Source organism: Sphingobium sp. B1D7B, from assembly GCF_025961965.1.
Lineage (GTDB): Bacteria > Pseudomonadota > Alphaproteobacteria > Sphingomonadales > Sphingomonadaceae > Sphingobium.
On the sequence record NZ_JAOQOR010000001.1, the window covers coordinates 2,970,638 to 2,993,983 of the forward strand.

Annotated in this window: 30 protein-coding genes and 1 tRNA gene; 18 read left to right on the plus strand and 13 right to left on the minus strand. The window is 62.8% G+C overall.

Features of this window, described 5'->3' with window-relative positions; all coding sequences use genetic code 11:
• Nucleotides 1-299: 299 nt before the first annotated feature.
• A complete protein-coding gene (gene folD / locus M2336_RS13860) occupies nt 300-1,121 on the plus strand; it encodes a bifunctional methylenetetrahydrofolate dehydrogenase/methenyltetrahydrofolate cyclohydrolase FolD (RefSeq protein WP_319801495.1) in 822 nt (273 codons plus the stop codon).
• A 54-nt stretch (nt 1,122-1,175) separates the two neighbouring features.
• Here folD and M2336_RS13865 read toward each other — a convergent pair whose 3' ends face one another.
• Nucleotides 1,176-2,189: an acetylserotonin O-methyltransferase gene (locus M2336_RS13865; protein ID WP_264572939.1), complete on the minus strand. Its 1,014-nt coding sequence runs from the start codon at nt 2,187-2,189 to the stop codon at nt 1,176-1,178.
• Nucleotides 2,190-2,298: 109 nt separating this feature from the next.
• Here M2336_RS13865 and murI point away from each other — a divergent pair, with 109 nt between their 5' ends.
• The 3 genes from murI to M2336_RS13880 all read left to right on the plus strand — a co-directional run bounded on the left by murI (nt 2,299) and on the right by M2336_RS13880 (nt 4,811).
• Nucleotides 2,299-3,114 (plus strand): glutamate racemase, encoded by an 816-nt coding sequence (murI, locus tag M2336_RS13870; protein ID WP_264572940.1) that lies wholly within the window; start codon nt 2,299-2,301, stop codon nt 3,112-3,114.
• 125 nt (nt 3,115-3,239) lie between these two features.
• Nucleotides 3,240-4,460 (plus strand): 5-aminolevulinate synthase, encoded by a 1,221-nt coding sequence (gene hemA / locus M2336_RS13875; RefSeq protein WP_264572941.1) that lies wholly within the window; start codon nt 3,240-3,242, stop codon nt 4,458-4,460.
• Between the two features lie 174 nt (nt 4,461-4,634).
• Nucleotides 4,635-4,811 (plus strand): hypothetical protein, encoded by a 177-nt coding sequence (locus M2336_RS13880; RefSeq protein ID WP_181559792.1) that lies wholly within the window; start codon nt 4,635-4,637, stop codon nt 4,809-4,811.
• 10 nt (nt 4,812-4,821) lie between these two features.
• On the opposite strand, the gene M2336_RS13885 is transcribed toward M2336_RS13880, so the two are convergent.
• Nucleotides 4,822-6,942, minus strand: coding sequence for a putative bifunctional diguanylate cyclase/phosphodiesterase (locus M2336_RS13885; protein WP_264593110.1), 2,121 nt, complete (start codon nt 6,940-6,942; stop codon nt 4,822-4,824).
• 95 nt (nt 6,943-7,037) lie between these two features.
• Here M2336_RS13885 and moaA point away from each other — a divergent pair, with 95 nt between their 5' ends.
• From moaA to M2336_RS13900, 3 genes are all read left to right on the plus strand, one after another.
• The gene (gene moaA / locus M2336_RS13890; protein WP_413715935.1) at nt 7,038-8,069 is read left to right on the plus strand and encodes a GTP 3',8-cyclase MoaA; all 1,032 of its coding nucleotides are present in this window, start codon (nt 7,038-7,040) and stop codon (nt 8,067-8,069) included.
• Nucleotides 8,070-8,078: 9 nt separating this feature from the next.
• Nucleotides 8,079-8,852: an NAD kinase gene (locus M2336_RS13895; RefSeq protein ID WP_264570410.1), complete on the plus strand. Its 774-nt coding sequence runs from the start codon at nt 8,079-8,081 to the stop codon at nt 8,850-8,852.
• Between the two features lie 66 nt (nt 8,853-8,918).
• Nucleotides 8,919-8,993 (plus strand) — tRNA-Asn (locus M2336_RS13900).
• Between the two features lie 78 nt (nt 8,994-9,071).
• On the opposite strand, the gene M2336_RS13905 is transcribed toward M2336_RS13900, so the two are convergent.
• The 8 genes from M2336_RS13905 to M2336_RS13940 all read right to left on the minus strand — a co-directional run bounded on the left by M2336_RS13905 (nt 9,072) and on the right by M2336_RS13940 (nt 12,181).
• Nucleotides 9,072-9,284: a helix-turn-helix transcriptional regulator gene (locus tag M2336_RS13905; RefSeq protein WP_264593111.1), complete on the minus strand. Its 213-nt coding sequence runs from the start codon at nt 9,282-9,284 to the stop codon at nt 9,072-9,074.
• Nucleotides 9,281-9,775 carry a hypothetical protein gene (locus M2336_RS13910; protein ID WP_264593112.1) on the minus strand — a complete coding sequence of 165 codons (495 nt, stop codon included), beginning with the start codon at nt 9,773-9,775 and terminating at the stop codon, nt 9,281-9,283. Before M2336_RS13910 ends, M2336_RS13905 begins: the two co-directional genes overlap by 4 nt.
• A gap of 270 nt (nt 9,776-10,045) precedes the next feature.
• Nucleotides 10,046-10,195 carry a hypothetical protein gene (locus M2336_RS13915; protein WP_181559797.1) on the minus strand — a complete coding sequence of 50 codons (150 nt, stop codon included), beginning with the start codon at nt 10,193-10,195 and terminating at the stop codon, nt 10,046-10,048.
• 154 nt (nt 10,196-10,349) lie between these two features.
• Nucleotides 10,350-10,685, minus strand: coding sequence for a hypothetical protein (locus M2336_RS13920; RefSeq protein WP_264572946.1), 336 nt, complete (start codon nt 10,683-10,685; stop codon nt 10,350-10,352).
• Nucleotides 10,682-10,921 carry a DUF2312 domain-containing protein gene (locus M2336_RS13925; protein ID WP_264593113.1) on the minus strand — a complete coding sequence of 80 codons (240 nt, stop codon included), beginning with the start codon at nt 10,919-10,921 and terminating at the stop codon, nt 10,682-10,684. The genes M2336_RS13920 and M2336_RS13925 overlap by 4 nt, the downstream gene beginning before the upstream one ends.
• On the minus strand, nt 10,918-11,157 hold the full coding sequence (locus M2336_RS13930; protein ID WP_264574993.1) for a hypothetical protein: 240 nt from the start codon (nt 11,155-11,157) through the stop codon (nt 10,918-10,920). Before M2336_RS13930 ends, M2336_RS13925 begins: the two co-directional genes overlap by 4 nt.
• Nucleotides 11,154-11,582: a helix-turn-helix domain-containing protein gene (locus M2336_RS13935; RefSeq protein ID WP_264593114.1), complete on the minus strand. Its 429-nt coding sequence runs from the start codon at nt 11,580-11,582 to the stop codon at nt 11,154-11,156. The genes M2336_RS13930 and M2336_RS13935 overlap by 4 nt, the downstream gene beginning before the upstream one ends.
• A gap of 89 nt (nt 11,583-11,671) precedes the next feature.
• Nucleotides 11,672-12,181 carry a hypothetical protein gene (locus tag M2336_RS13940; RefSeq protein ID WP_264572948.1) on the minus strand — a complete coding sequence of 170 codons (510 nt, stop codon included), beginning with the start codon at nt 12,179-12,181 and terminating at the stop codon, nt 11,672-11,674.
• 206 nt (nt 12,182-12,387) lie between these two features.
• Here M2336_RS13940 and M2336_RS13945 point away from each other — a divergent pair, with 206 nt between their 5' ends.
• Entirely contained in the window at nt 12,388-12,696 is a 309-nt protein-coding gene (locus M2336_RS13945) for a hypothetical protein (RefSeq protein ID WP_264593115.1), read from the plus strand.
• Nucleotides 12,697-12,900: 204 nt separating this feature from the next.
• Here M2336_RS13945 and M2336_RS18070 read toward each other — a convergent pair whose 3' ends face one another.
• Entirely contained in the window at nt 12,901-13,176 is a 276-nt protein-coding gene (locus tag M2336_RS18070) for a DNA-binding protein (protein WP_413715937.1), read from the minus strand.
• Between the two features lie 30 nt (nt 13,177-13,206).
• Between M2336_RS18070 and M2336_RS13950 the strand changes: the two genes are divergently transcribed.
• The 7 genes from M2336_RS13950 to M2336_RS13980 all read left to right on the plus strand — a co-directional run bounded on the left by M2336_RS13950 (nt 13,207) and on the right by M2336_RS13980 (nt 20,095).
• Complete coding sequence (locus M2336_RS13950; protein ID WP_264593116.1) at nt 13,207-13,659, plus strand: helix-turn-helix domain-containing protein; 453 nt, start codon at nt 13,207-13,209, stop codon at nt 13,657-13,659.
• Nucleotides 13,660-13,947: 288 nt separating this feature from the next.
• Entirely contained in the window at nt 13,948-16,488 is a 2,541-nt protein-coding gene (locus tag M2336_RS13955) for a hypothetical protein (protein ID WP_264593117.1), read from the plus strand.
• Between the two features lie 26 nt (nt 16,489-16,514).
• Nucleotides 16,515-16,919 carry a hypothetical protein gene (locus tag M2336_RS13960; protein ID WP_264593118.1) on the plus strand — a complete coding sequence of 135 codons (405 nt, stop codon included), beginning with the start codon at nt 16,515-16,517 and terminating at the stop codon, nt 16,917-16,919.
• 139 nt (nt 16,920-17,058) lie between these two features.
• Entirely contained in the window at nt 17,059-17,766 is a 708-nt protein-coding gene (locus M2336_RS13965) for a hypothetical protein (RefSeq protein ID WP_264572953.1), read from the plus strand.
• A gap of 267 nt (nt 17,767-18,033) precedes the next feature.
• Complete coding sequence (locus tag M2336_RS13970) at nt 18,034-18,294, plus strand: hypothetical protein (protein WP_264572954.1); 261 nt, start codon at nt 18,034-18,036, stop codon at nt 18,292-18,294.
• Between the two features lie 104 nt (nt 18,295-18,398).
• Nucleotides 18,399-18,836: a LexA family protein gene (locus M2336_RS13975; RefSeq protein WP_264572955.1), complete on the plus strand. Its 438-nt coding sequence runs from the start codon at nt 18,399-18,401 to the stop codon at nt 18,834-18,836.
• The gene (locus M2336_RS13980) at nt 18,794-20,095 is read left to right on the plus strand and encodes a Y-family DNA polymerase (protein WP_264593119.1); all 1,302 of its coding nucleotides are present in this window, start codon (nt 18,794-18,796) and stop codon (nt 20,093-20,095) included. The genes M2336_RS13975 and M2336_RS13980 overlap by 43 nt, the downstream gene beginning before the upstream one ends.
• A 31-nt stretch (nt 20,096-20,126) precedes the next feature.
• Here M2336_RS13980 and M2336_RS13985 read toward each other — a convergent pair whose 3' ends face one another.
• Nucleotides 20,127-21,305 (minus strand): DUF5677 domain-containing protein, encoded by a 1,179-nt coding sequence (locus tag M2336_RS13985; protein WP_264593120.1) that lies wholly within the window; start codon nt 21,303-21,305, stop codon nt 20,127-20,129.
• Between the two features lie 117 nt (nt 21,306-21,422).
• On the opposite strand from M2336_RS13985, the gene M2336_RS13990 reads away from it, so the two are divergent.
• Genes M2336_RS13990 through M2336_RS14000 form a run of 3 tightly spaced genes read left to right on the plus strand, consistent with a single transcriptional unit; the run spans nt 21,423 to nt 22,742 of the window.
• Nucleotides 21,423-21,806: a LexA family protein gene (locus M2336_RS13990; protein ID WP_264593121.1), complete on the plus strand. Its 384-nt coding sequence runs from the start codon at nt 21,423-21,425 to the stop codon at nt 21,804-21,806.
• Nucleotides 21,751-22,428 (plus strand): hypothetical protein, encoded by a 678-nt coding sequence (locus M2336_RS13995; RefSeq protein WP_264593122.1) that lies wholly within the window; start codon nt 21,751-21,753, stop codon nt 22,426-22,428. Before M2336_RS13990 ends, M2336_RS13995 begins: the two co-directional genes overlap by 56 nt.
• The gene (locus tag M2336_RS14000; RefSeq protein ID WP_264593123.1) at nt 22,425-22,742 is read left to right on the plus strand and encodes a hypothetical protein; all 318 of its coding nucleotides are present in this window, start codon (nt 22,425-22,427) and stop codon (nt 22,740-22,742) included. Before M2336_RS13995 ends, M2336_RS14000 begins: the two co-directional genes overlap by 4 nt.
• Before the next feature lie 12 nt (nt 22,743-22,754).
• Here M2336_RS14000 and M2336_RS14005 read toward each other — a convergent pair whose 3' ends face one another.
• The gene (locus tag M2336_RS14005) at nt 22,755-23,312 is read right to left on the minus strand and encodes a hypothetical protein (protein WP_264593124.1); all 558 of its coding nucleotides are present in this window, start codon (nt 23,310-23,312) and stop codon (nt 22,755-22,757) included.
• Between the last annotated feature and the right edge of the window lie 34 nt (nt 23,313-23,346).

Genomic DNA, 23,346 nt, shown 5'->3' on the forward strand with positions numbered 1-23,346 from the left:
GCCCCAGCCTCGTTTGACTTGAATTATCCCGCCACTTATGGACGGCGCCAAAGATCAATTGCTTGGCTGCACTTGCTGCGTCGCGGCCCTTAAAGAGCAGAAGGCTCTATGAGGGCATTCCACCTGGGAGAGATCAAGCGTGACGCGCGCGACCGCCGGGCATGGGATCGGGACGAACAGCAAATGGGCCGACATCACAGGCCGCATCAGAAAGGCAGGATCGCGTGAACGCTCTCGCAACGGACAATCGGCCAGTGGGCGGCGCCAAGCTGATCGACGGCAAGACCGTCGCCCTCAAGATGCGCGACGAGCAGCGCGCACGGGTCGAGGCACTTCAGGCGCGCGGCGTGACGCCCGGTCTGGCGGTTGTGCTGGTTGGTGAGGACCCCGCATCCGCCATCTATGTCAGCCGCAAGGTGAAGGCCTGCGAGGCGGTCGGCATCAAGTCGATCAGCCATCGTCACCCGGCCACCATCACCAATGAGGAATTGCTGGTGCTGATCGGCAAGTTGAATGCCGATCCCAATGTCCACGGCATTCTCGTCCAGCTGCCCCTGCCCAAGCATATCGACATGGAGAAGGTGCTGGAGACCATCGCGCCCGAGAAGGACGTCGATGGCTTCCACCTTTACAATGTCGGCGCGCTGGTGGTGGGGCGCCAGGTCTTCCCGCCCTGCACGCCTTATGGCGTGATGAACCTGCTCAAGCATGAGGGCATCCCCATCGAAGGGCGCAATGTCGTCGTAGTCGGCGCATCCAACATCGTCGGCAAGCCGATGGCGCTGATGCTCATGGCCAATGATGCGACAGTCGCGATCTGCCATGCCAAGACGCGGGATCTCGGCCAGTGGACCATCCTCGCCGATATTCTCGTCGTCGCTGCGGGCGTGCCGAACCTGATCGTGCCGCAGATGGTGAAGACCGGTGTGGTGGTGATCGACGTGGGCATCAATCGCCTGCCCGATGGCCGCGTGGTCGGCGATGTGGATTTCGAGGGCGTTTCCAAAAAGGCGAGCCACATCACGCCCGTGCCGGGCGGCGTCGGCCCGATGACCATCGCGATGCTGCTGGAGAACACCATCCAGTCAGCCGAGCGCATCGCGGCCAATAAGGACGGCTGATCAGCCTTTCAGCGCGCTGGCGGATCGCCCGCCGGTGCGCTCCGCATTCATCAATTAGCCGACGCGCCGCGCTTCAATGGCCGCATAACGGTCATCGATCGGGGTGATGCCGGTCATTTCGAGCCCGGTCGCGCTCAACAAGGCGCGATATTCGGCCTCCGTTCGCTCCTTGCCGCCAACGCTGAGCATGATCAGGTCGCCCCGGATCACGTCTTCGTCGCCCGGGCCGACACGGTCGGGCACGATCCGCTCGATGATCAGGATGCGCCCGTCCCCAATCGCATCCCGGCAGTTGGACAGGATTGTCCGACACCGCGCGTCGTTCCAGTCATGCAGAATGAATTTGAGGAGAAGGAGGTCCGCGCCGGGCGGAACGGCATCGAAAAAGCTGCCGCCGAGATAGGCAATGCGATCTCGAACGGGCTGCCCGTCCTGCCAATTGAGCGCAGCGTCGCCGAGCGTGGCCAGATCAAAAATTTCGCCGCGCAGATGGGGATGGGCTTCGAGCAAGCCGACAAGCAGTGCGCCATAGCCGCCGCCGACGTCCCGCACCGTCTTCACGTCGGAAAAGTCATAAGCCCGCGCGAGAGCCCGCCCGACACGCAGGCTCCCTTCTGCCATGGCGCGGTTGAAGACATCCGCCCGCGCCGGATCAGCCTGCTGCTGGACGAAATGATCAGGGCCGGACGGCACGGAGGGCTCCCCGCTCTTCACGCTGACACCCAGATTGGCGAAGCTGTTCCACATCCGCTCATTCCAATGTCCGCTCATGCCATATAGCGAATCTGGCGCGTCCTTGCGCAGGCAATCCCCGAGCGGCGTAGGCGAGAAGCGATCCGAGCCCTCATGCGTGACAAGGCCAAGCACCGCCAGTGCGCGCAACAGGCGCATGACCCCGTCCTCACTGGCACCCAGTGACTGAGCGATAGCCGCGCTATCGTGGCGTCCGGCAGCGAGTTCCTCGATGAGGCCCAACCCAACCGCCTCGCCAATCACCTTGGTCTTCCAGGCCGCCGTGATCATGTCGATAAGCCGATGCCGCTCTTCACGGTCGATTGTGCCGTCCATCCTCTTCCTCCGTTATCGGATGCCATGATGGCAGAGCCGCCATCAGCGCTCAACCGCGCCCATCATCGACGATTGACTTGTGCGGACACGCAGCGTCAAGAGAAGCGCCATGGCTGAACCGACCCGCCCGCCTGAAGCGGCTCCCGTCCTGTTCTTCGATTCCGGCGTGGGGGGGCTGTCCATCCTGCGCCCCGCCATGGCCCTGCTGCCGACGATGCCCATCGTCTATGCCGCCGACAATGCCGGCTTTCCCTATGGCATCAAGAGCGAGGCGGAGATCGCGGCGCGCGTCCCGGCGCTGCTGGGCCGGCTGGTGGAGCGCTATCGCCCCCGCATGGCCGTGATCGCCTGCAACACCGCTTCGACCATCGCCCTCGCCTCGGTGCGCGCGGCGCTCGATATTCCCGTTGTCGGCACGGTGCCTGCGATCAAGCCGGCCGCTCTAGCCTCGAAGACTCGGGTCATCGGCGTGCTGGGCACGGATGCGACGGTGCGACAACCCTATGTCGATCGGCTCGCCCGCGAGCATGGCGCGGACTGTACGGTCTTGCGCCATGGCAGCGCCGCTTTGGTCGCTTATGCCGAGGCGCGGCTGCGCGGTGCACCGGCCGACCCGGAAATTCCGGCCACCGCCCTCGCCGGCCTGCTCGAGCAGCCGGGCGGAGACCGGATGGACATGGTGGTGCTCGCCTGCACGCACTTTCCGTTGGTGGAAGCCGAACTGGCCGAGGCCGCGCCGCGCCCCATCACCTTCCTCCACGGCGGCGACGGAATCGCGCGGCGGATCGCCTGGCTGAATGGCGAGGCGCCTTGGCCGGCCGAGCCGGCGCCGGGCAAAGCCGTCTTCACCGGCCCCTCACCGGACATCGACGCACTCAGCCCCGCGCTGCAGACTTACGGCATCACCAAAACCGAACTGCTTTGAGGCAAATCAAAGCGTAGCGGCGCTACATCATTAGACGCCAATATCGACTTGCAAGCCATTATCAGTGGAATTGCGAGCCATAGACCGCTAGAGGCGCGGTATCGAGACGGGACAAGCTGCCGACCATGAATTATCAGCATGTTTTCACGCAGGCGATCGAGCGCCTGCATGGCGAGGGCCGCTACCGGGTCTTCATCGACATTCTGCGGAACAAGGGCGCCTTCCCCAATGCGCGCTGCTTTGCCGGGCATAACGGTCCGAAGCCGATCACCGTCTGGTGCTCCAACGATTATCTCGCCATGGGCCAGCATCCCAAGGTGATCGCGGCCATGGAAGAGGCGCTGCACGATGTCGGCGCCGGCTCCGGCGGCACCCGCAATATCGGCGGCAACACCCATTATCATATCGATCTGGAAGCCGAGCTGGCTGACCTGCACGGCAAGGAGAGCGCGCTGCTCTTCACATCCGGCTATGTCTCCAACGAGGCGACACTCGCCACGCTGGGCAAGCTGCTGCCCGGCTGCATCATCTTTTCTGATGCGCTCAACCACGCCTCGATGATTGCGGGCATCCGCAATTCGGGCTGCGAGAAGCGCGTGTTCCGTCATAATGACGTGGCCCATCTGCGCGAACTGCTGGCCGAGGCCGATCCGGATGCGCCCAAGCTGATCGCCTTCGAGAGCGTTTATTCGATGGACGGCGACGTGGCGCCCATCCACGACATCTGCGACCTTGCCGATGAGTTCAACGCGCTCACCTACTGCGATGAAGTGCATGCCGTAGGAATGTACGGCCAGCGCGGCGGTGGCATCACCGAGCGGGACGAGGCGGCGCACCGCATCACGATCCTCGAGGGCACGTTGGGCAAAGCCTTTGGCGTGATGGGCGGCTATATCGCTGCCGACAAGGTGATCATCGATGTGATCCGCAGCTATGCGCCGGGTTTTATCTTCACTACCTCCCTCTCGCCGGTGCTCGTTGCCGGCGTGCTGGCGGCCGTGCGTCACCTCAAGCAGAGCCAGGTCGAGCGCGACGCGCAACAGGCCGCAGCGGCGTTCCTCAAGGCCGAAATGGCCAATGCCAATCTGCCGGTCATGCCGTCGGTCACCCATATCGTGCCGCTGATGGTCGGCGATCCGGTGAAGGCCAAGCGGATCAGCGACATTCTGCTCGCCGAATATGGCGTGTATGTGCAGCCCATCAACTTCCCCACCGTGCCGCGCGGTACGGAGCGGCTGCGGTTCACGCCCGGCCCGTCCCACAGCGAAGAGATGATGCGTGAGCTTGTCTCCGCGCTGGTCGAGATTTGGGATCGGCTGGACCTGGAGTTCCGCAAGGCGGCCTGACCGGCGGCACGGGAAATCGGGCGAGCGGTTCGGATTTCCCACCCATTTTTTGCCAGCTGTGTTACACTTCTCGCGTTGAGGCGGGGAGTTTCGCTGTTTATCATCGAGTCGGCTGTACATTGCAGCTGACAGTGCGCGGAATTCCGCTTTGCCCCTCGATAGGAGGGACATCCGATGAGAAAATTAACCGACGAATGCACGGACATGGCGAGAGCCATGCTGGATGCCGAATTATACGCAATCGCCCGTCGTGCGGCTGCGCGCGAGTCGAATACGCCGCTGCAACAGGCGGTGAACACCGAAATTGCTCGTCGTAATCTGCCCTTCCGGGGTGAACTGCGTTACGGTTGAGCGCGCCGCGCTAGGTGGCGCTACGCTGACTCGCGCGAACGAGATCGGCGAGCTTGTCGCTGGCAATGGCCGGCGAACGCAGAAAACCCTGATAACATGTGCAGCCCGCCCGCGCGAGAAGCGCGAGTTGCTGCTCGGTTTCCACACCCTCGGCGATCACGCCCAGCCCTAGCGAGCGCCCCATATCGATGATCGCGCGGACGATCACACGATCACGCGCCGTGCCCTCGATATCGCGCGCGATGCTCCGGTCGATCTTGAGATAATCGAGCGGCAGCGCCTTGAGATAGGCAAGGCTGGAATAGCCGGTTCCAAAATCGTCAACCGCGACCTTGAGCCCCGCCTCACGCAATTGCGTGAGCAGCAGCGAGGCGCCGGCGAGATGCTCGACCAGGCCGCTTTCAGTCAGTTCGACGGTCAAACGCTCGCGCGCGAAGCCCGATGCATCAACGGTCTGCAGGAAGTTCTGCAGGAAATCCGGCTCGGAAATGTCGGCCGCCGTCACGTTGATCGCTAACCGCAGATCGCGCAGCTCCTCGGGCCATGCCGCCGCCTCCGCCAATGCCCGCGCATGAATATGATCGGAGAGCGGCAGCATGAAATCGGATCGCTCGGCGATGGCAAACAGCGCGCCGGCGCCGATCTCGCCATAATGTGGGTGCTGCCAGCGCGCGAGCGCCTCGACCCCGACAATGCTGTCATCCTCCATGGCATATTGCGGCTGGAACAGGAGCTGGATCTGCCCGGAATCGAGGGCGTGGCGCAGGTCGTTCTGCAAGCGATCATCATCCACGATGCGGCTGGCTTCGTCCGCCACCCGGATGCGGATGCCGCCCTGCGCACTGCCGCGCCGGGCGTCCGCGAGCGCATTGCTTGCGCGGCGCAGGATCGTCTCGGCCGCATCGCCGGATTGACCGGGCGCAAGGCCGCAGCGCGCCGTCAGGCGAATGAGATAGTCGCCCGCGTTGAAGGGCCGACTGATTTCCGCGACGATTTGCTGCGCAAGCAGCGTTGCCCTCTCGACGGATGGCAGCGCGGTTTCAGGCCCGCCCAGCACGGCGATGACAAACTCTGTGCCGGTGATCCGCGCCACCAGCGAGTCGCGCGGCGCCATGGCATCGACAAGGCGCTGAAGGCGGATCGCCACCCGAGAGAGCATCGCATCGCCGACCAACCGCCCATAAGCGCTGTTCACCCGGTCGAAATCGCCAAGCCCGATCAGCAGAACCGCCGGCAGCCGCCCTTGCGCCAAATGATGGTCGAGCCAGCGGATCGCGCCTTGACGGCTGGCAAGGCCCGTCATCGGGTCCCGATCCCGCCGGTTGGCGCGATGATGCACATCGAGTTCCTCGACCTCACCGCTAAAGCCCTGCGCGTCCGGATAGAGATGCTGGACCAGCCGTCGATCCGGCTGGGACGGGACGGCATGGGCAAAGGCGGAGGGCATCAGGTCGTCAACGGCGCGACGGATCGCGGCCACGGCTCCTGCCCGATCCGCCCGATCCAGCGCACGGACCAGATCGGCAATGCCAAGCCGGGCATGGTCGGCATCCGGCACCATGATCCGCAGCAGATCGCCCAGCGCCGGGCTGATCGCGAGCGTCCGCTCCGCTCCATTCCAGCGCCAGAACAGGCCATCGCTGCGTGCGACGGCATGGCGGTTGCCCGCTGCGGCAAGACTGCCGATCAAGCGCTCGGCCAGCTTGTCGGCGGTGCGCAGCGCGATGGTGAAGCGGGTCTCGTCGATCTCGCCATCAAGCAGATGGGTGGCGCCGGCGGCGATCAACCCGGGGACGTGCGGCGCGCCGACGTCTTCAACGAGCAGCAGCAAGGCGCCCCCGGAGGCTTCGACGGCGGCCGCAAGGGCCTTCACCATCTCGAGCGCATCATCCGGCGCCACACCCCGCAGATCGATGACCGCGATGCGTGCCAGGCTCCCGAGATAGCGGCTCTCGGCCCGGTCCAGCCGCCGCGCCGCGATCGGCTTCCACCCGGCCCGCGCAGCGCAGGCGGAAAGCGCGTCACGGTGCGCGGCCGAGAGAATGAACAGCGGCAGCCCGCCCATGTCCCCGGACGGGCCGGAGGACTGGTCGCCCTCTTCATGGGGCCGGGTTGCGGCAGGCTCTCTCACAATGGTCGCGATCCGTTCAGGCTTGTGGATTAGCGGACGGGATCGAGCGCAACCGACGCGCGATGGTTGCGCCTTCCCCCCGCATCGCCTAGCTAATGCGTATGGCGAACGCAATCGACAGCCTCCCCGACGCAGCTCCGGCCATGCGCGACAGTCACGGTCGCCGCATCGACTATCTGCGGATTTCGGTGACGGATCGCTGCGATCTGCGCTGCCGCTACTGCATGAGCGAGACGATGCAGTTCCTCCCCCGGCGGGAAATCCTGACGCTTGAAGAAATTGCGGTCATCGCCGAGCGCTTCATTGCCCGGGGCGTCCGCAGGATTCGCCTGTCAGGCGGCGAGCCGCTGGTGCGCCGCGACTTCGGCGATCTCGCTCGTGCGCTGGGGCGCCATGTGAAGGCCGGCCGGCTGGACGAACTGACGCTGACGACCAACGGCACGCAACTCGCGACCTATGCCGATATGCTGTTCGATGCCGGCATCCGGCGCATCAACGTCAGCCTCGATGCGCTCGATCCGGACATTTTCGCGCATGTGACGCGCGGCGGCGATATCGCCAAGGTGCTCGGCGGTCTTGAGGCCGCGCGGCAGGCGGGCCTCAAGGTCAAGCTCAACACTGTGGCGCTGCGGGATACCAACGAAGGCCAGATGCTGCCGCTGCTCGATTATTGCGCGCAGCAGGGCTTCGACCTCACCCTGATCGAGACGATGCCGCTCGGCGAAGTGGCAGAGGATCGCTCGGATCGCTTCCTGCCGCTGATCGAGGCAATCGCTCCGATTCGCGAGCGGCACGCTCTCATCCCGCTGGATGACCGCACCGGCGGGCCGGCGCGCTATTTTGCCCTCTCCGGCCTCAAGACCCGGCTGGGCCTCATCACGCCGCTCTCCCAGAATTTCTGCGCCGATTGCAACCGGATGCGCCTCACCTGCCAGGGACGCATCTACATGTGCCTGGGGCATGAAGATCATATCGATCTCAAGGCCGCATTCCGCGAACAGGGTGTCGCGGGCATCGATGCCCTGCTCGACCGGGCATTGGCTGCCAAGCCGCTGGCGCACGACTTCAGCGTCGCCGCAGGGGCGCAGCCCGCAACGCGCCGCCACATGAGCGTGACGGGCGGATAACGCCACCTCATGGCCGATCGCAAACTTGCCCTGCTGGCCTCGCCCACGGACGCTGCGCAGGAAGCCGCGCGGCGGCTGCAGGCCGTCATTCCGTTCGTCAGCCTCAACGAGGCCGATATCATCATTGCGCTGGGCGGCGACGGCTTCATGCTGCAGACACTCCATGCGCTGCTGGAGAGCCATCGCCGGGTGCCCGTGTTCGGCATGAACCTGGGCACCGTGGGCTTCCTGATGAACGAATGGCGGCAGGACGGGCTGGACCAGCGGCTCGACAAGGCCAAGGCCTTCAAGGTGAACCCCTTGCGGATGCACGCCGTGACAGTGAGCGGTGAAACCTTCGCGATGCCCGCGATCAACGAAATCTCCCTGCTGCGCGAAACACGCCAGACCGCCTGGCTCGAAGTTTCCGTCAATGGGCGAGTCGTGATCCAGGAACTGGTCTGCGACGGCGCGCTTGTGGCCACGCCGGCCGGCTCCACGGCCTATAATCTCTCCGCACACGGGCCCATTCTGCCGCTCGACTGCGGCCTCGTCGCGCTCACGCCGATCAGCCCCTTCCGTCCGCGCCGTTGGCGGGGCGCGATTCTGCCGGAGCGCAGCAAGATTCGGCTGCGCGTGGTCGACCCCGTCAAGCGCCCCGTCTCCGCCGTGGCGGACCAGCGCGAAGTGCGCGATGTCTCGCAGGTCGAGATCGCCGTGGATTTCGCCATGCCGCTCACGCTTTTGTTCGATCCTGAGCACACGCTGGATGATCGGATCGCGGCTGAACAATTTATCTCATGAGTGCTCTTGCGTTTCTTTCAAACCCGCTGCTATAGGCGCGGCCTCGCCGGACGAAAGCCCGGCTGCTCCCCGATAGCTCAGCGGTAGAGCATTCGACTGTTAATCGAATGGCCGTAGGTTCGAATCCTACTCGGGGAGCCACTACACCGCAAAGTTCCGGTGAAATTCAACATATTACCCCCATCATCGTTATTTGAGGCCCCCGGCGTGGCCCCCGTTTCAGTTCGAAGCGCTGTCTTTCGATTCACGCGACACGATCCAGGCCTCGACCTCCGAACGGCGCCAGCCGACGCGATTCCCTCCGAGATCTCTGCGTTGCGGAAATGTGCCGGCAATCATGCGGCGATAAATTGTCGCGCGGCCGAGGCCGGTCATCTCGCGGACGCGCGGGAGGCGCCAGAGCGCCTCGCCGCTGTGGCTGTAAGTCGTCATGATGCTCCTCCCTCTTTTGCCGGCGGTGGAAGCAAGGCCGGCATGTCTCCCGTTTCGTAAGCCTGCGCGATTCGCGGCCGCACCAACTCGCCAACGAGATGGCCGTCGGGCATCACGATGTTCGCCAGGAACTCGCTCTCGAATGTGCTGATGCCGACCTCGACCGCTTCGAGCTTGGCCTTGATGACGAGCAGCAACGCGCGCCATCGGGAGCGGCACGCCTGCTCCCATTGCTTATGCGCCGCATCGGCCGTGCGAAGGCGCTCGTAGCCATGGCCATCGCGATAGGTCGTGAAGGCCTTCTCGGCCGCGTCAGGCAGCTGCAGGTGAAAGCGCACCTGCCGATCCGCCATCGTGAACCCGATGAACGCCCGCGTAGCGTCGTAGCCGCTCATATACTGAGCCGCGCCGTGGCGCTCGACCAGCTCCTCGATCTCCACGCGCGTCTTGGAGATCGGCACTTCGGTTCGCGCTGCATATCTAGCGGACATGGCGCGGCGCCTCCTCGGCGAATGGCGCCTGATGTGCGCAGCCGACATCGCCGCGCACCGCGCAACGCGGGCAAGGTTCGCGGCTCCATGCCGCGCGCCGGGGCGGCGCGGGTCGGCATGCAGCCGGACGCGCGCCCGCCATATGAAGGGCAACCATCATCTTCTCCTCAAATCGTCGAGCAGCACCGCATCAGCGGCAGCAGCAGCAGGCGGGCAGCGACGGCCGCAGTCGCGGTCGCCGCTGCGCGATCTCCGATCACGGGCGTGTCCTCACGGGTAAGTCCGGAAGCTGACGCAGGACTCGCAATCGTCGTTCTCGCCGATCTCCTCGCCGCATTCATCGCAGACGGGCGGCGGAATGCGGCTGAGCCAGGCGATGCCGGCGGCGGTGACCGCCACGGCAATGACGAACCAGATCATGCCCGGTTGTCCTCTCTGGAAAGACCGGGCTTAGGCGGCTGGCGCCCTCGCCTCGGCCTGGTGGTCGTAGGCAGCAGCAGTTGCTGCCCCTGCCCTGGGAAAGCACGATCAAGCGCCAGGCACTCTGCGCAGCGGCACAGGTGCGAGCGGCCGCTCACAGCTGCTCCAGCTGGTCAGCGATGGACTGCAGGTCCGCGATCAGGCCCGAGAGCCCGTCGCGGGAGATGCTGAACACGACAGTCTCGTCGGTCGGCTGCGCGGGATTGCCGCCATAGACCGCGATGATGGCGCCACCGATCTCAGACAGCGGCCACCAGGCGATGCCCATGCCGCGCGTGATCAGCGTGTAGGAGCAGAAGCCGGGCCGGAAGGCGTGCGGCACCCAACCGAAACCGCGATCATCGATGACGAGCGGATCGGCCGCCTGCGGAAACGGTCCCGCGCCCTCGGGCGGCAGGACTTCGGCGATGATGTCCCCCCGGATCATCATTCCATCCCCAGCGCGGCGAGATAGGTCTGGAGGATCGCCTCCATCTCCTGGCGATCTCGCGGGGGCAGCTTCCGCAGGCGGATAAGCTGACGCATGATTTTGACATCGTAGCCGGTCGCCTTGGCCTCGCCATAAGCATCCTTGATGTCGTCCCCGATGCCCTTCTTTTCTTCCTCGAGACGCTCGATGCGCTCGATGAGCAGGCGCAGCTGATCGGCGGCAATATTGTCGCTCATGATGGAACTCCAAAGATCGAGAGGACGCCCGGGCCGCCGATTGCGAGATCGAGCAGCCAGGCTGCGCCGAGGCCGAGGCTCAGGCCGATGAGGGTGAGGCGCGCCCAGTGGTTGAGGGCGCGGATGGCCTCGGCCGTGCGATGCGGTTCGCAACGTGGGCAGTGGCACGCGATGGGGTGGACGCGCGCGGGGCGCGGGCGCGGCGCTTGCGCGCGCAACGAGAGCGCGCGCCTCATGCTGCGGCCGTCCCGGCCGCATCGGCCGGCGCGCACTGATGCGCGGTGGCGAAGCGCGGCTCGTCCGCGCAGCTGGTGCAGAGATCGTCCTCCGCCCACCCGCATGTCATGTCGCCGTCGCGGCAAGCATCGTGCTGGGTGCAGGCGCAGACCCGGCAGATAGCGGGCGGCGGCTTCGCCGGATTGTCCGCGCACACGCAGAGCTGGACCAGCACTTCCCCATCAAACGGGAAGAGCTGCTGCAGCGCGACGGCCGTGCTGATGGTCAGCGGTGAAACATCCTGCTCGATATTGCGCAGCCAGGCCACGCGATCGTGCAGGTTCATCGGATAGGGCGTCGTCTCGATGCGAAGCGCGACGTCCTCGACTTCGAGGCCGGCAGCGGCGCGGCGGCGGGCGAGATATGTGCCGGGGCTCATGGTCATGTGCAGGCTCCAGACAGCAGAAAGCCGCTCCCGGAAGCGATGCTGCGGGACGGACGGTGAACAGGGATGCAGTGGACGGTGGGCGGCGCTTAGGGCGGTGCGCGCGACTGGACGGCGCCGATGGCGTCCGGCGCCTGCTTGGCCCTCTCGACGTGCTCGAGCAGCGGGAGAATGTTCTTCAGCTCATCAAGAGCCTCGATCACTTCCCGCTGCGCGGCACGCCGATCGGCTTCAGTCGCACCGGGGAGAGACAGGCGCACCAACGCAGCCTTCGCCTCCCCTGTCTCCTTCACCACGTTGATGACGCGGCGGAGGATCTCGAATTGGTCGGTGTAGGCCTCCGCGACAGCGGCGCCGAGCATCAGACCGTAAACGTCGTAGATCGGGCGGCCCTCGCCGCCGTGTTTCTGGTACAGCAGATCGAGCTTGATGGCAGCGGGCACATTGACCTCGCCATCCTGATCCTCATCGCCCCATTTGCGGACGGTGCGCTCCTCATAGCCCACGGCCTCGCCCATGGCCTTCCAGCCACCGGGCACCTGGCCGGCGATGCGCGCCAAGGCGGCATCGATGCTGAGCGGGCGACGGACCTTCGTCATGCCGGCGCCTGCAGTGCGCAAGCCGGCGCCAGTCCCTTTGGTGTGGGAGCCGGGGCACAAGGGCGCCCCGTGGCGGACTGGCGCCGGTCGCGCGACGGACGGCCGGGAGAGCGACCGTGCGCAATCAGCCCTCCGCAGGGACGGCTTGAGGCCGCCCCTGCATCGGCTACAGTCGGATTTCCAGGAACGACCGTAGAGGCAAAATCATGTCCAGTGTGCGGGGCAAGCAGGTCATCGATACCGGCGTCGCATGGTACAAGCGCGCGGATTATCCCCGAATTCTCGAGATCGTCGCTGATCCGGAGCTCCTTCCCGCCACGTTCGACCAGTGGCAGGAACTTGCAGAACAGCTCGAGCGCCAAGTCGCGCGTAGCGGCGGTCGACTGATCCGCGTTGATCTCAACCCGAAGAAGTTCATCGCCTGGTGTGCCGCGAACGGCCATAACCTCGATGCCCGCGGTCGTATGGCCTTCGCGGCTGATCCCCGGAACTGGCCAATGGAAAAGGCCAACTGACAGGGCGGTGCGCTTCTGGTCGTGATGGTCAGCAGCCATGGCGACCAACCTCCAGCGCCCTAGAATGGGACATGGCAAAAGCCGCGGCGGTCTGCCCGATACGGGCACGCGCGAATGGCGTAGCTTTGCCTCCGGAGGTCGGGACGGAAACGTCCCGACCTCGTTCGGCCATCGCGGCTTCGCTGGGGGGGATGCCGCGAAAGATCATCCCCGGACGCCTTCAATCCGCTCAGGCGCAGCACGCAGCGGCTCGCCGGGCGGAGGAACGTCCTCTTTTACTCCGAGGGCCACCGCAATGCGATGGGATTCACCACGAACGCAGCGCCGCTTGCCAGACAGGACATTGTGGACCTGGGTAGGGTTAAACCCGCGGTCCATGGCCCATTTGGTCACGGAGATACCCGACGCCGCAAACTGCTTTCGCACCGCATAAATGCGCTGTGTGAAGCTTTCAGAACGCGAGACTCCGGGGCCTGACATGTGCCATGTCACCTTTGTTGAAGTTTGTGAGTGTTGAATGCACCAATTATGGTGATTGGTCAAGATATGAACACCAATACTGGTGATATTTCGCTGCGGCTTCGCCAAGCCCGCAGCGACCTTGGCCTTACGCAAAGCGATTTGGCCAAAATCGGCGGCGTGAGCCTCAATACCCAGAACCGCTACGAAGGTGGAACATCACCGCCAGTCGAGTATCTTTTGCGTATCGGGGCAGCGGGCGCCGACTGGTTTTGGATCATCACTGGCCAGCGCATAGAAACCGATCCACTCGATTCGCAGACCGCCCAGCTCGTCCAGCTCTTCAAAACGCTACCAGACTTCCTCAAATCGATCGCCCTCGCCCAGGTGCGCGTGTTGGCCGATCAATTCCCACCCGAAAATCTGGACACGCCGCCTCCGCCTGAGAGCGACCAGCAGCAGGCGACCATGCACGATCAGCGGCAGGATTACCGACACCAGTAATCATCCTGCACCATGAATCGGCGGTGTGCCGGGGGGCCAAATCGCATGAATGATCAAATCAGCAGACTGAGGGCGAACATCGCGCGCGCTGTCGCCTTCATGTCGCTTGCCATTTATTCCAATGATAGCCGACGGGTCAGTTGCGCGAACACAATCTGCGATTAGACGGCGCGGGCGAAAGCCGCCACCGCAGCAGCGGCGCAACCTTTGTCGCTAAATCGGATCCGACTTCCCATTCGCCAGTCCGTCCGTCAGACTGGCAACTCAGACAAACATGAGAGGGGGCTCATGACCGTTCGAAAAGCGCTGAGTAAGTCTCGGCCAATGCGGGTGGCATTTCTAGTTGAGGACGGTGAGCACGCGCATCTCGCGCTCGACGGCATATTTGCAGACAGTTATCGACGTTGGGGTGGCCGGTTCAGCCTTATCGTTCCCTGTGAGCAGGGCAAAGTTCGCGCTGATTTCTGGCCTTGGCTAGAGGCCTACGACCCAGACGTGGTATATTCTTATGTCGCATTGGCAGAAACTGGCATTCTGGAGATTCACGAACGGATCAATCCGTCAGTATACAAACAGCATCAACATCACGGAAATGAGCCTAGGCTCGATGTGTTCGGCTTTAAGCCTAGCTACGGCGCCAAGGCCCTATCGTCCCTGTCAACGATATTCCAGATGGCTCGGTATCGCCGTTCCACGCCTACAGGACCGGTGTCGATAGTCGACGACTGGGGTAATTCCTCTCGGTTTTTGACCGACAACTTCGGGACCTATCACGCCTCCTACTCGACAGGAATTTTCCCGCCGGATGCGCTAGGCGCAGCCAATCTGCTGACAATCGTTCCACGCGAGCGGGCCGGAGTACCGAAGGATCTCATCACCATCGCGAATGAGCTGGAAGCCTTTGCGGCTGTCGCGGAGAAAAGAGCCGACAGCCTCGCAATTGCCTCTATCCTGTACTCATCCAAGCTAGAATTTCCCAGGCATCGCTGGGGAGGATCGTTCAACCTTGTCATTGGGGACAGCTATCAGGACCGGATACTCTTTTGGAACGTTCGAAACCTGATCCCTAACTGGCTTGATCACGATTTATGCTGCCTACGCGTTGACCCTGAGTTGCTCAATGATCAGGCCTTTTTTGAGGTCCTCGTCAAATTCCTGAATAACAACAATCATGTGAATAACGGCTCGGGCGGTCAAACCAGCCTCACCCTGCGGTCGTGCTCACTGGATCAGACGGCCCTAGAGCAGGTCCAAAAGCGACTGCGCGATGCCCGATGTTGGAACATTGCTCAGGCTGAGCAGATTGCAGATTTGGGCGCCATGTTGCCGACCGCGCGTGACCTAAAACATGCCTCGTCCGGTCATCGCCTCGGTAGCGGCTTCGCCCTCGGCCCTGACTGGACAGAGATCCAGTGGCAGTTGCCAACCCTCCGGCCACCCGCCAGCACGCCCGCGCATCTGGCCGACGCCCCGCCGCGACAACAATTCACTACCGGCGTCTGGGCTACCGATTATCTGATCGAAAGCGACACTTTCAAACCACGCTTCACGAATACAAACTACTGGGCGTTACCGAAGAGCTGGCGAACAGCGGGGGCATTCTCGACCAAGTTCTCGAGGAGCGCCCGTGACTTGTGGTATCCAGCGCGAACCGCGAAAGGAGGTCACCTAACCCAGTTCGAAAGTGTCGAGCGGTCGGTTGTCGCGTTAGACATACCGTCCAGCTACGATGTGATCCAGTATGCATTATGCGGCGATGGTCGATGGGTCGGGACGCCGGGCCAAACGGGCGAGATTGCACCCCGAAGCCGGTCGTTGCTCATGGAGCCATCTAATGAAGCCCGCTATCTCGATGGATTGTTGGGGATGGCGAGCGATCTCGGCCACGCGCGGAGATTCCTGCTTCATCCGTTCATGCGGAAGGTTCTTTCCAGTTTCGGAGGAACGCCAAGTCTCCCCGTCGATAAAGTAGCCCCGACCGTCGCTCGCCTTCGAAAACTCCAGCCGAAGGTCCCCTTTTTCGATCTAGCCGATGAGAATGAGAGGCAGGCGTTGGGCACTCTTATCGTCAAGGCTGCGCAAGGGCTGAGAAACCCCCAACTGTACATTAAATACGCTGATCTTGTGTCGCAGTGGGATGCCTATTTGGAAGCCTACTGGGAGACGCATCGAAAGCCGAAAGCCAGCGATCCTCGCGTCGACTGGGACGAGGCAGAGCGGGATTCTCTCGATGACTGCCTGATCGAGATGCGGCGACGCCAAATGATTTTCCAAGGGCATCAATGGACTTGCACGCAATGCCACAACAGGACTTGGATTGACCTTTCCAGCCTTGGGGCATTGCTCTCTTGCCCCGTATGCCATCATGAAAGTGACGCTCCGATCCAGATAGACTGGCATTTCCGGCCGAATGATTTCATGATCGAAGCGCTTCGCGATCACAGCGCGTTATCGCTGATCTGGCTCATTGGTGCTCTGTGTGACAGGGCAAGGTCGGGCTTCAGCTATGCGGGACCAAGCTGGTTTTGGTTCAACGATCCAGACGGCCCGCCCGAGGCCGAAGTAGATTTGCTTGCCATCGTAGATGGCAAATCCATGGTTTGCGAAGTGAAGTCTTCGTGGGCCGGCCTGCGACCGAAAGATATCGACGATCTCGTGACCATCTCTCAGAAGCTCAACACGGATATAGCCGTAATCGCGATCATGGAAACGGGCGAAGGCCAAAACGCTAAGATACGGGCCGCAATCGAAACACTTAAGCAGAGCGGGATTGAGCTACGCGTGATGACGCTAACAACGCATCCCTTGCGCGACGATAGTTATCTGTGATTTCTCCCGACCTTAGGGCTCCCTCGGTGGCGCTGCGCAGCTTCTGTTTGCTCAGCCTGTTCGCGCTGGCGTCTTGCAGTTCAAAGCAAGCTCAAAACTGCGCAGCTCCCTGGCCTGGGTTCTACTCATGGCACGACCAGAGCATCAGAGACAGCGAGGGCTTTTCTGTCGAGCCATTGCCTGCGAATATCATCAAAGTCACCCGCTCCGGACGCGTTCTCTGGAACGGCATCGATGTCACTGACCGGGGCTACGAGGCGGTCACTGATGACTATCTCGGCCAGCTGACCGGGTACGCGCCGCAGACGAAAGTCAGCCTCGATTTCGACGCTGGAGCGCCATGCTCGAAGATCATCAGAATAAGGCAGATGATGATGCAGCACCTGCGCTGTGACGAGCAGCAGATCTGTCTGCAGGGGCACCGCATTTGACCTAGGTGCCTGCGCCGAGCCGGCTTAGACCATCACTGCGCTAGACACCGATAGATGCGCCAATGATCGCGCCGTCGTTTTCACCCTTGCCACTTCTCCACACTCGGTGAACATTGCGTAAACCTTGTGGGGGGTCATCGTGGGAAAGAAGAATCGTGTTCGCGCACCTATAGTTGCTGCTGCGCTCATCATTTTGGCTGGATGCTCAGAGCAGAGAGCGCCCGACAGTAACGCTGCGGGCAATTCCGCGGGAAGCAGCCAGGAAGCTGCAGCCGCGACGCCGGCCACAACGCCGGATGGCAGGCTGTATGTCTCGGCCCAAACGATGTTCGACAAATTCAAGAATGGCGTTGTGTACTGCTATCGTCCTGGCGACGGGGACAGCTGCGACAACGTGCAATATGCCGAAACTGTCGTCAGCCCTACCCAAGTGAACACGATCGCCGTCTATAAATGGGACAGCGCCGAGAAGCATGTCATGAGGGATCGGCAGATACTCAAAGGCGACGCCATTTGCGTGACCTCGGATGAGTGGTCCGTCGAGCGGGCCAATTACTACATTACGGTCGACAATGTGGCGAAGATTCAATCGACCGATATCAGCGCCGAGCCTGAGGGCCTCGAAAGCTGGCGCAAGGACCTCCGCGAGCGTTGGGCCGGCGTAATGGGGCACGAATTCTGCTATCGCTATGCACTCCGCCGTGATGAAAAAGGCGAGACGCATGGCGGCCAGTTTGAGGAATTCAAGTTTTCCGGCGGCGTGCTGCAGCCCGCTGAAAAGCCGGTCTATCTCAACACCTATGAGCGCAAGGATCTGGACGCACTGACACTGCGGCCGCGAAACTAGGCAGGCGCTTGATTGGCAAAATGTGGGGGAATCATGACGACAGCTGTATCTTGCATGCTTTGTAGCGGCAACGGATCCAGATCATTTGGGGCCATTTGCGAGGGCTGCGGCGGTGCTGGGTCCGTGCACATCCTCGAACCCGTCACCTTTTGCAGACTCTGCAACGGTAACGGCTCGAGATCCTTCGGCGCAGTTTGCGAAGGATGCGGCGGTTGCGGTTATGCCGGCCGCGTCACTGGCCTAGCTGGAGTTCCAGCGCAGGGGCAGATGCACGGCAGCATGGGGAATTCCGAGATTCTGACGGAGCTGCGTGCGATCAAAAGCGCAACCGCCAACTCTGCACAGCAGATCGCGGAGATGAGCTCGATTGCCTATTTCGTTGGCGTCTTCATATCGATGGGCATGAACTTCGCCGTCGGCCATGGGTTGGGCGCGCTTCTGGTGTGCTGGCTGTCATGGCTGAACGTCGGCTATGTTATCGTCGGCCTGGCCACGGGAACGTACGTCACGCCTCCCACTGGCAGTTAGGCTGCCGACCCGCATCGAGCAGAAAGCGACGAGTTGCACGTTTGGGATGTTCCCAATCTGTTCTCTTTGGCGTTATGTGAGCTGACGAGCCAGGGAATCTGATCATGCTGCTGCCAATCGCGCAGCCGGTCCCGCTCGCCGATATGGCGCCGGGCATCCGGTTTAAGCCGATCGGCGTGGCGGGAGCCGGCTTTCCAAGCCCCGCCCAGGATTGGGAGGAGGACGCTATCAATCTGGCCGAGCTGCTGCGGCTCAATCGGGCCGGGAGCTTCGTCTTTCGCATCGACGGCTCCAGCATGATCGACGCCGGCATCTCCGACCGCGACGTTGTCGTGGTGGATCGCGACGTGACGCCGCGCAACGGCCACATCGTCATCGCGATCGTTGCCGGCGGCTTCGTGTGCCGCCAGCTCGTCTATCGCGGCGGCGTGCCCTATCTGGAAGCGCGGAACAGCCGGCAGAGCTATGCCAATCACCTCGCCGATGAATCGACGGAGATATGGGGCGTCGTGCGCGCCGGCGTGCGCGATTATCAGCGGTGAGCTGGGCGATCGTCGATGTGGAGAATATGTATGTCTCCAGCGAGCGCGTGTTCGACCCGCGCCTGCACCGGGTGCCGGTGATCGTCCTCTCCAACAATGATGGCTGCGCGATTGCCCGCAGTGCCGAGGCCAAGGCGCTGCACATCAAGATGGGCGATCCGGTGTTCAAGATCCGCGACGTGATCAAGCGGCACGGCATCGAGCTGAGATCCTCCAATTATGAGCTCTACGCCGACATGAACCGCCGGTTCAACGCGGTGATCGGCGAGCATAGCGATCTGGTGGAGATCTATTCGATCGACGAAAGCTTCTACCGGCTGCCAACGCTGGCGGACGGCCGCGGCGATGTGGCGGCCGCGCACGCGCTGCGCGCCGCGATCCTCCGGACGGTAGGCCTGCCGACGCGGATCGGCCTGGGGCCGACGCGCACGCTCTCCAAGGTGGCCAATGCACTCGCCAAGGCCACGGAGAAGGTATGGGGCGGCGTCATCGATCTGCACGATACCGAGCTGCGCGCGCGGCTGTTTGCGCAATGGCCGGTGACGGAGGTGTGGGGCATTGCGCGGGCGCTGGCGGCGCGGCTGCAGCCGTTGGGCGTGCGCACCGTGGCCGATCTGGTCGCCCTGCCCCCGGCGGTGGCGCGCTCGATCGGCACGGTTGTGCTCGAGCGCCTGGTGCTGGAGCTGAACGGCATCGCCTGCGACGACTTCAAGCCCGAGCCGGAGGCGCGCAAGGCGACCGCCGTGACGCGCCAGTTCGGCGCGCCGGTCACTGATCTGAGCGAGCTGCGCGAGGCCATGGTGCGGCGCGCGGTGCGCGCGGCGGAAAAGCTGCGGGAGCAGAGCCTGATGGCGACGCGGCTGATCGCCTTTGCGCATGGATCTCGGTTCCGCGCCAATGCGCCCTCGGCGAGCCGGCAGACGCGCCTTTCGCCACCGAGCAACGATCCACGCATCATCGCCGCCCTCGCCGGCAAGATGGTGGAGGCGATGCATCAGCCGGGCGCGGTCTATACCAAGTGCGGGGTGCTGCTGGAGGAGCTGGTGCCGGAAGGGACAGGCCAGGGCGATCTGTTCGTCCAGGCCGACCCGCGCGCGCGCGGCCTGCTGGCGGCCATGGACGGGCTCAACGACCGTTTCGGCCGGGGGACGATCCGGCTGGCGGCGCAGGGTTTTGGTGGGCGGAGCTTCGATACAAAGCGGGGGCAGAAGAGCCCATCATGGACGACGGATATTCGGCAGATCCCGGTGGCGAGGTAGGTGGACATGTGAGCTGAAGCGCGAGGCATAATTAGGGCGTATCAACTTTAGGAACGTTAGACCGCGATCGGCGCTTTTGCGCTGCCTCAAATGACCTCCGCTCAATACTCCTGACCAGACGATCCATTCGCTTTGCCATCCGGAGGAGCGTGTCAGCCAGCGCGAGGCTATCTACATTTGGCTTCAGCAAGAGCAGATAGGTTGTCACCTCCACCAAAGAAAATGAGGTCAGAATAAGTGGATCGACCATGCCAGAATTGCTTGGCCCAACAAGCAGGACCGGACCTTGGGCTTCGGACATACCCAAGAGTTCGCTGATCGCCCGATGATTGGCATGAATATGCGCAGACGCGTAGCGGTACATCGAACGGTCTTCTCCTGCCGCAGCTTGGGCAGCTATCTGAGCGAACGTGGGTTGTTTGCTCCTAGTGATCTCGCATGCCCAACCGTTCATCCGCTGTATCTCGCTGCCATACTCTTGGATCGCATGTTCGGCTTGCGCTTTGAGGGTTCGCCACTCCTCATTGTCATGGGGGTTATCCTTAGCGAGGTTCCAGGCCTGCACGCGCTCATGCGCCAGATACCTCAGCGCCAAACCAGCACCATGCTGCCGTAGTAATGACGCGATTACGTTGGCCTCATAGAGCGTCCGCCATCTGGCAAGCGCACCGTCTGGAAAACCTGCTTTCAATAGCGCGATAATTTCCGCGCCCACGAGCAGCGACTTCGCATGAAGGTGAACGATCGCCTCGAAAAGAAAGTCCTGCTCCGATGCAGCAATCGGACGATAGTGATCATTAATATTCCTGCCTAACTCTTCGCAGGACACCCAGATCGTCTCAATCAAATCGAACGCTTTGCGCCAGCGGCGAAAATTGCCCACCTCGAAGGCCGCAATATGTGCCCGCCGCTCTTTGAGCATATTCGGCGCCGTCTCCATTAGCGTACGATACATCAGCCGACCGGCGCTCCTTGACGACTTCTCGATTGCGCGAGTTAGGGAAACTTCCGATACCGAGTAGCCAGCATCGCGAATCTCGCGAAATGCGCGCACGAACTCACGATGCATATCATCCATTGCGCCGGGTAAGATGTCAGAGGAAGAACTGTTCTGGCTCATAGCGGCCACGTCAGCTGACCGAAAATCGCGGATCCGATCATAAATAGGCGCACGTTGATGGCTCCAGTTCCAAGAAGATGTGAAAAGCATAGTGGTGCCTCAGGCGAACGGCGATAATCGAATTTAATTCGCGACGCTTCAAACCTTAACTTGCTCGCCATTCGGGTGCGCTTCTCTTATGCCTCTTGGTGGAGGTGAGGTTCCACGATGCACGAGATTCCCCGGCTCTCACCGCTCATGGCGAGCCGCAAGCTTCAGGCGCTCGATTTCATCGAGCAGTTCTTTGCCGCGCGCGGGATCGGCCCCAGTCTGTCTGAGCTGGCGGCTGCGCTCAACTCGAACCGATCGCGGGCTCAAGGGCATGTGCGCCAGCTCGCGCGTGAAGGGCGCATCCGGTACTTTCCGGGCGTACCGCGCGGCATCCGCCCCCTCTCCGGCGAGGAAGAGGCGCTGCGCCGGCTGCTCGCGGCCGGCTATATCGTGACAAATGCGGGCCTGCTCCCGCCTGCCGTGCTGGACCATGTTCCGGCCCGCCATGGCAAAACGCAAAATCAGGAATCGGGCGGCACTGCGCCTCACGCCCAGCACTGAGCGAAAGACGCTCAGCAAGCTGGAAAAATCGCTCGACGCGCGCGCGGCGGCAATCAAAGTGGCTTGGGCCGCGCGGCATCCGGAACGCGCTGCTGAGGAGCGCCGGCTGCGCAAAGCCAATATCGCGGCGCAGGCGCGCTGGGCGCACAAGCGCAACGGCACGCCGGAAACCCATGAACATGCCAGCCGCGTGCGCCAGGGCGCGCTTGCGCGGCTGTACATGAGCGGCGCCATCGATGCCGAGCTGCTCGCGGCCGGCGCCGAGATCGCGGCGGCCTCCGCGCTGATCATGTGCGATGTCGCGGTGCGGACCGCCAGCCTCGAGACCCGGATCGACAGCAGCCCACATGGCGAGGTGTTTCATGAGGCGCTCGGGCGCGTCTGGATGGAGGCTGCCTATAGCCAGTGGCGCGCCGATCCGCGCGTGCATGGGCCACTGATGCTCAGCGTGGTGCATGAGGACCTCGGCATCGCGGCTGCGGCCGCCCGGCACCATATGGCGGCGCGGCGTGCGCGGGCGCTGGTCGTGACAGGCTTGCAGATCTGGATCGACATGTTTCGGCAGACCCGGCGAGAGATCAACGAGGAAGCGTTGATGCGTGTGCAGGCGGCGATCCTGTGACCGAGCGACGCGGGCACCTCGGCCCGGATCTCGATCTGGGCGAGCCGCAATGGGCGGTGTGCTTCGGCGATGGGGAGGCGCACTGGTATGTGGTCCACAGGGACAATGCCCATCGCGTGGTGACGACGTGCGGCCGGGCGATCATCAAGCCCCTGCTCTATCACCCGGGCAGCTTCCCGCTATGCCGGCATTGCGCCTCGCGCCACCCTGCGCCCAGTCGCAGCTTCCTGAGCAATTCGGTGATCGATTGGCTCAATCGGCCGCCAGCGCCACCCTATGCGGACAGGGCGTGCCCGCACGCGCTGCGGCAATGACCTGCTGAGCGCTTAGGACGGGTCTGCCAGCTCGAACTTGACCTGGGCCCGCTTCCGTTCTGCAGCCGTTTCTCCCATTTTTCGGCTGAAAATGAGGCGTCCGTTCGTGAAGCACCATTCCTGAACCGCGAAATCAAACAGTGCAGGATCCTCATACGGGAGGACCTTGCATGGCGCACCGTACAAATCCTTGAGCCGTAAGCTCACGCTGTCCGCATCGACCGAGAAGAAATCAGTGGATATCCCGCTGAACTTTCCATTGGAGAAGGCGGCATTGATCTCAGTTCGGACGAGCGGGCTAATATCCGTGCTGAACTGGTTAGGAGGCGCTGCAGTGATCTTGCAGATGGTCGAGGTATCGCCGCCGTTCGGCGATAGCACGCAGTTTTCAACCAGATTGTCTCTGCGCGCCTCGTCCAGAGTTGTGTCGCCAGCAGTCAGGTTCAGAAACGTGAAGGTTGTGCCTTCTGAGGAACGCGGCTCGAGATCCTCCGCAGCTGGTTGTTTGCCGCAGGACGTGAGCAAGCATGCACCTAGAACCAAACTGGCCAATGAACCGAACCCAGTCATGCCAGTGCCGCTAAGCCCAATTGCCATATTACGT

Coding starts and splice junctions, on each gene's coding strand:
- folD (WP_319801495.1), top strand. CDS start 300: ATGCGCGACGAGCAGCGCGCACGGGTCGAGGCACTTCAGGCGCGCGGC.
- M2336_RS13865 (WP_264572939.1), bottom strand. CDS start 2,189: ATGGACGGCACAATCGACCGTGAAGAGCGGCATCGGCTTATCGACATG.
- murI (WP_264572940.1), top strand. CDS start 2,299: ATGGCTGAACCGACCCGCCCGCCTGAAGCGGCTCCCGTCCTGTTCTTC.
- hemA (WP_264572941.1), top strand. CDS start 3,240: ATGAATTATCAGCATGTTTTCACGCAGGCGATCGAGCGCCTGCATGGC.
- M2336_RS13880 (WP_181559792.1), top strand. CDS start 4,635: ATGAGAAAATTAACCGACGAATGCACGGACATGGCGAGAGCCATGCTG.
- moaA (WP_413715935.1), top strand. CDS start 7,038: ATGCGTATGGCGAACGCAATCGACAGCCTCCCCGACGCAGCTCCGGCC.
- M2336_RS13895 (WP_264570410.1), top strand. CDS start 8,079: ATGGCCGATCGCAAACTTGCCCTGCTGGCCTCGCCCACGGACGCTGCG.
- M2336_RS13905 (WP_264593111.1), bottom strand. CDS start 9,284: ATGACGACTTACAGCCACAGCGGCGAGGCGCTCTGGCGCCTCCCGCGC.
- M2336_RS13910 (WP_264593112.1), bottom strand. CDS start 9,775: ATGTCCGCTAGATATGCAGCGCGAACCGAAGTGCCGATCTCCAAGACG.
- M2336_RS13915 (WP_181559797.1), bottom strand. CDS start 10,195: ATGATCTGGTTCGTCATTGCCGTGGCGGTCACCGCCGCCGGCATCGCC.
- M2336_RS13920 (WP_264572946.1), bottom strand. CDS start 10,685: ATGATGATCCGGGGGGACATCATCGCCGAAGTCCTGCCGCCCGAGGGC.
- M2336_RS13925 (WP_264593113.1), bottom strand. CDS start 10,921: ATGAGCGACAATATTGCCGCCGATCAGCTGCGCCTGCTCATCGAGCGC.
- M2336_RS13930 (WP_264574993.1), bottom strand. CDS start 11,157: ATGAGGCGCGCGCTCTCGTTGCGCGCGCAAGCGCCGCGCCCGCGCCCC.
- M2336_RS13935 (WP_264593114.1), bottom strand. CDS start 11,582: ATGACCATGAGCCCCGGCACATATCTCGCCCGCCGCCGCGCCGCTGCC.
- M2336_RS13940 (WP_264572948.1), bottom strand. CDS start 12,181: ATGACGAAGGTCCGTCGCCCGCTCAGCATCGATGCCGCCTTGGCGCGC.
- M2336_RS13945 (WP_264593115.1), top strand. CDS start 12,388: ATGTCCAGTGTGCGGGGCAAGCAGGTCATCGATACCGGCGTCGCATGG.
- M2336_RS18070 (WP_413715937.1), bottom strand. CDS start 13,176: ATGTCAGGCCCCGGAGTCTCGCGTTCTGAAAGCTTCACACAGCGCATT.
- M2336_RS13955 (WP_264593117.1), top strand. CDS start 13,948: ATGACCGTTCGAAAAGCGCTGAGTAAGTCTCGGCCAATGCGGGTGGCA.
- M2336_RS13970 (WP_264572954.1), top strand. CDS start 18,034: ATGCACGGCAGCATGGGGAATTCCGAGATTCTGACGGAGCTGCGTGCG.
- M2336_RS13975 (WP_264572955.1), top strand. CDS start 18,399: ATGCTGCTGCCAATCGCGCAGCCGGTCCCGCTCGCCGATATGGCGCCG.
- M2336_RS13980 (WP_264593119.1), top strand. CDS start 18,794: ATGGGGCGTCGTGCGCGCCGGCGTGCGCGATTATCAGCGGTGAGCTGG.
- M2336_RS13985 (WP_264593120.1), bottom strand. CDS start 21,305: ATGCTTTTCACATCTTCTTGGAACTGGAGCCATCAACGTGCGCCTATT.
- M2336_RS13990 (WP_264593121.1), top strand. CDS start 21,423: ATGCACGAGATTCCCCGGCTCTCACCGCTCATGGCGAGCCGCAAGCTT.
- M2336_RS13995 (WP_264593122.1), top strand. CDS start 21,751: ATGGCAAAACGCAAAATCAGGAATCGGGCGGCACTGCGCCTCACGCCC.
- M2336_RS14005 (WP_264593124.1), bottom strand. CDS start 23,312: ATGACTGGGTTCGGTTCATTGGCCAGTTTGGTTCTAGGTGCATGCTTG.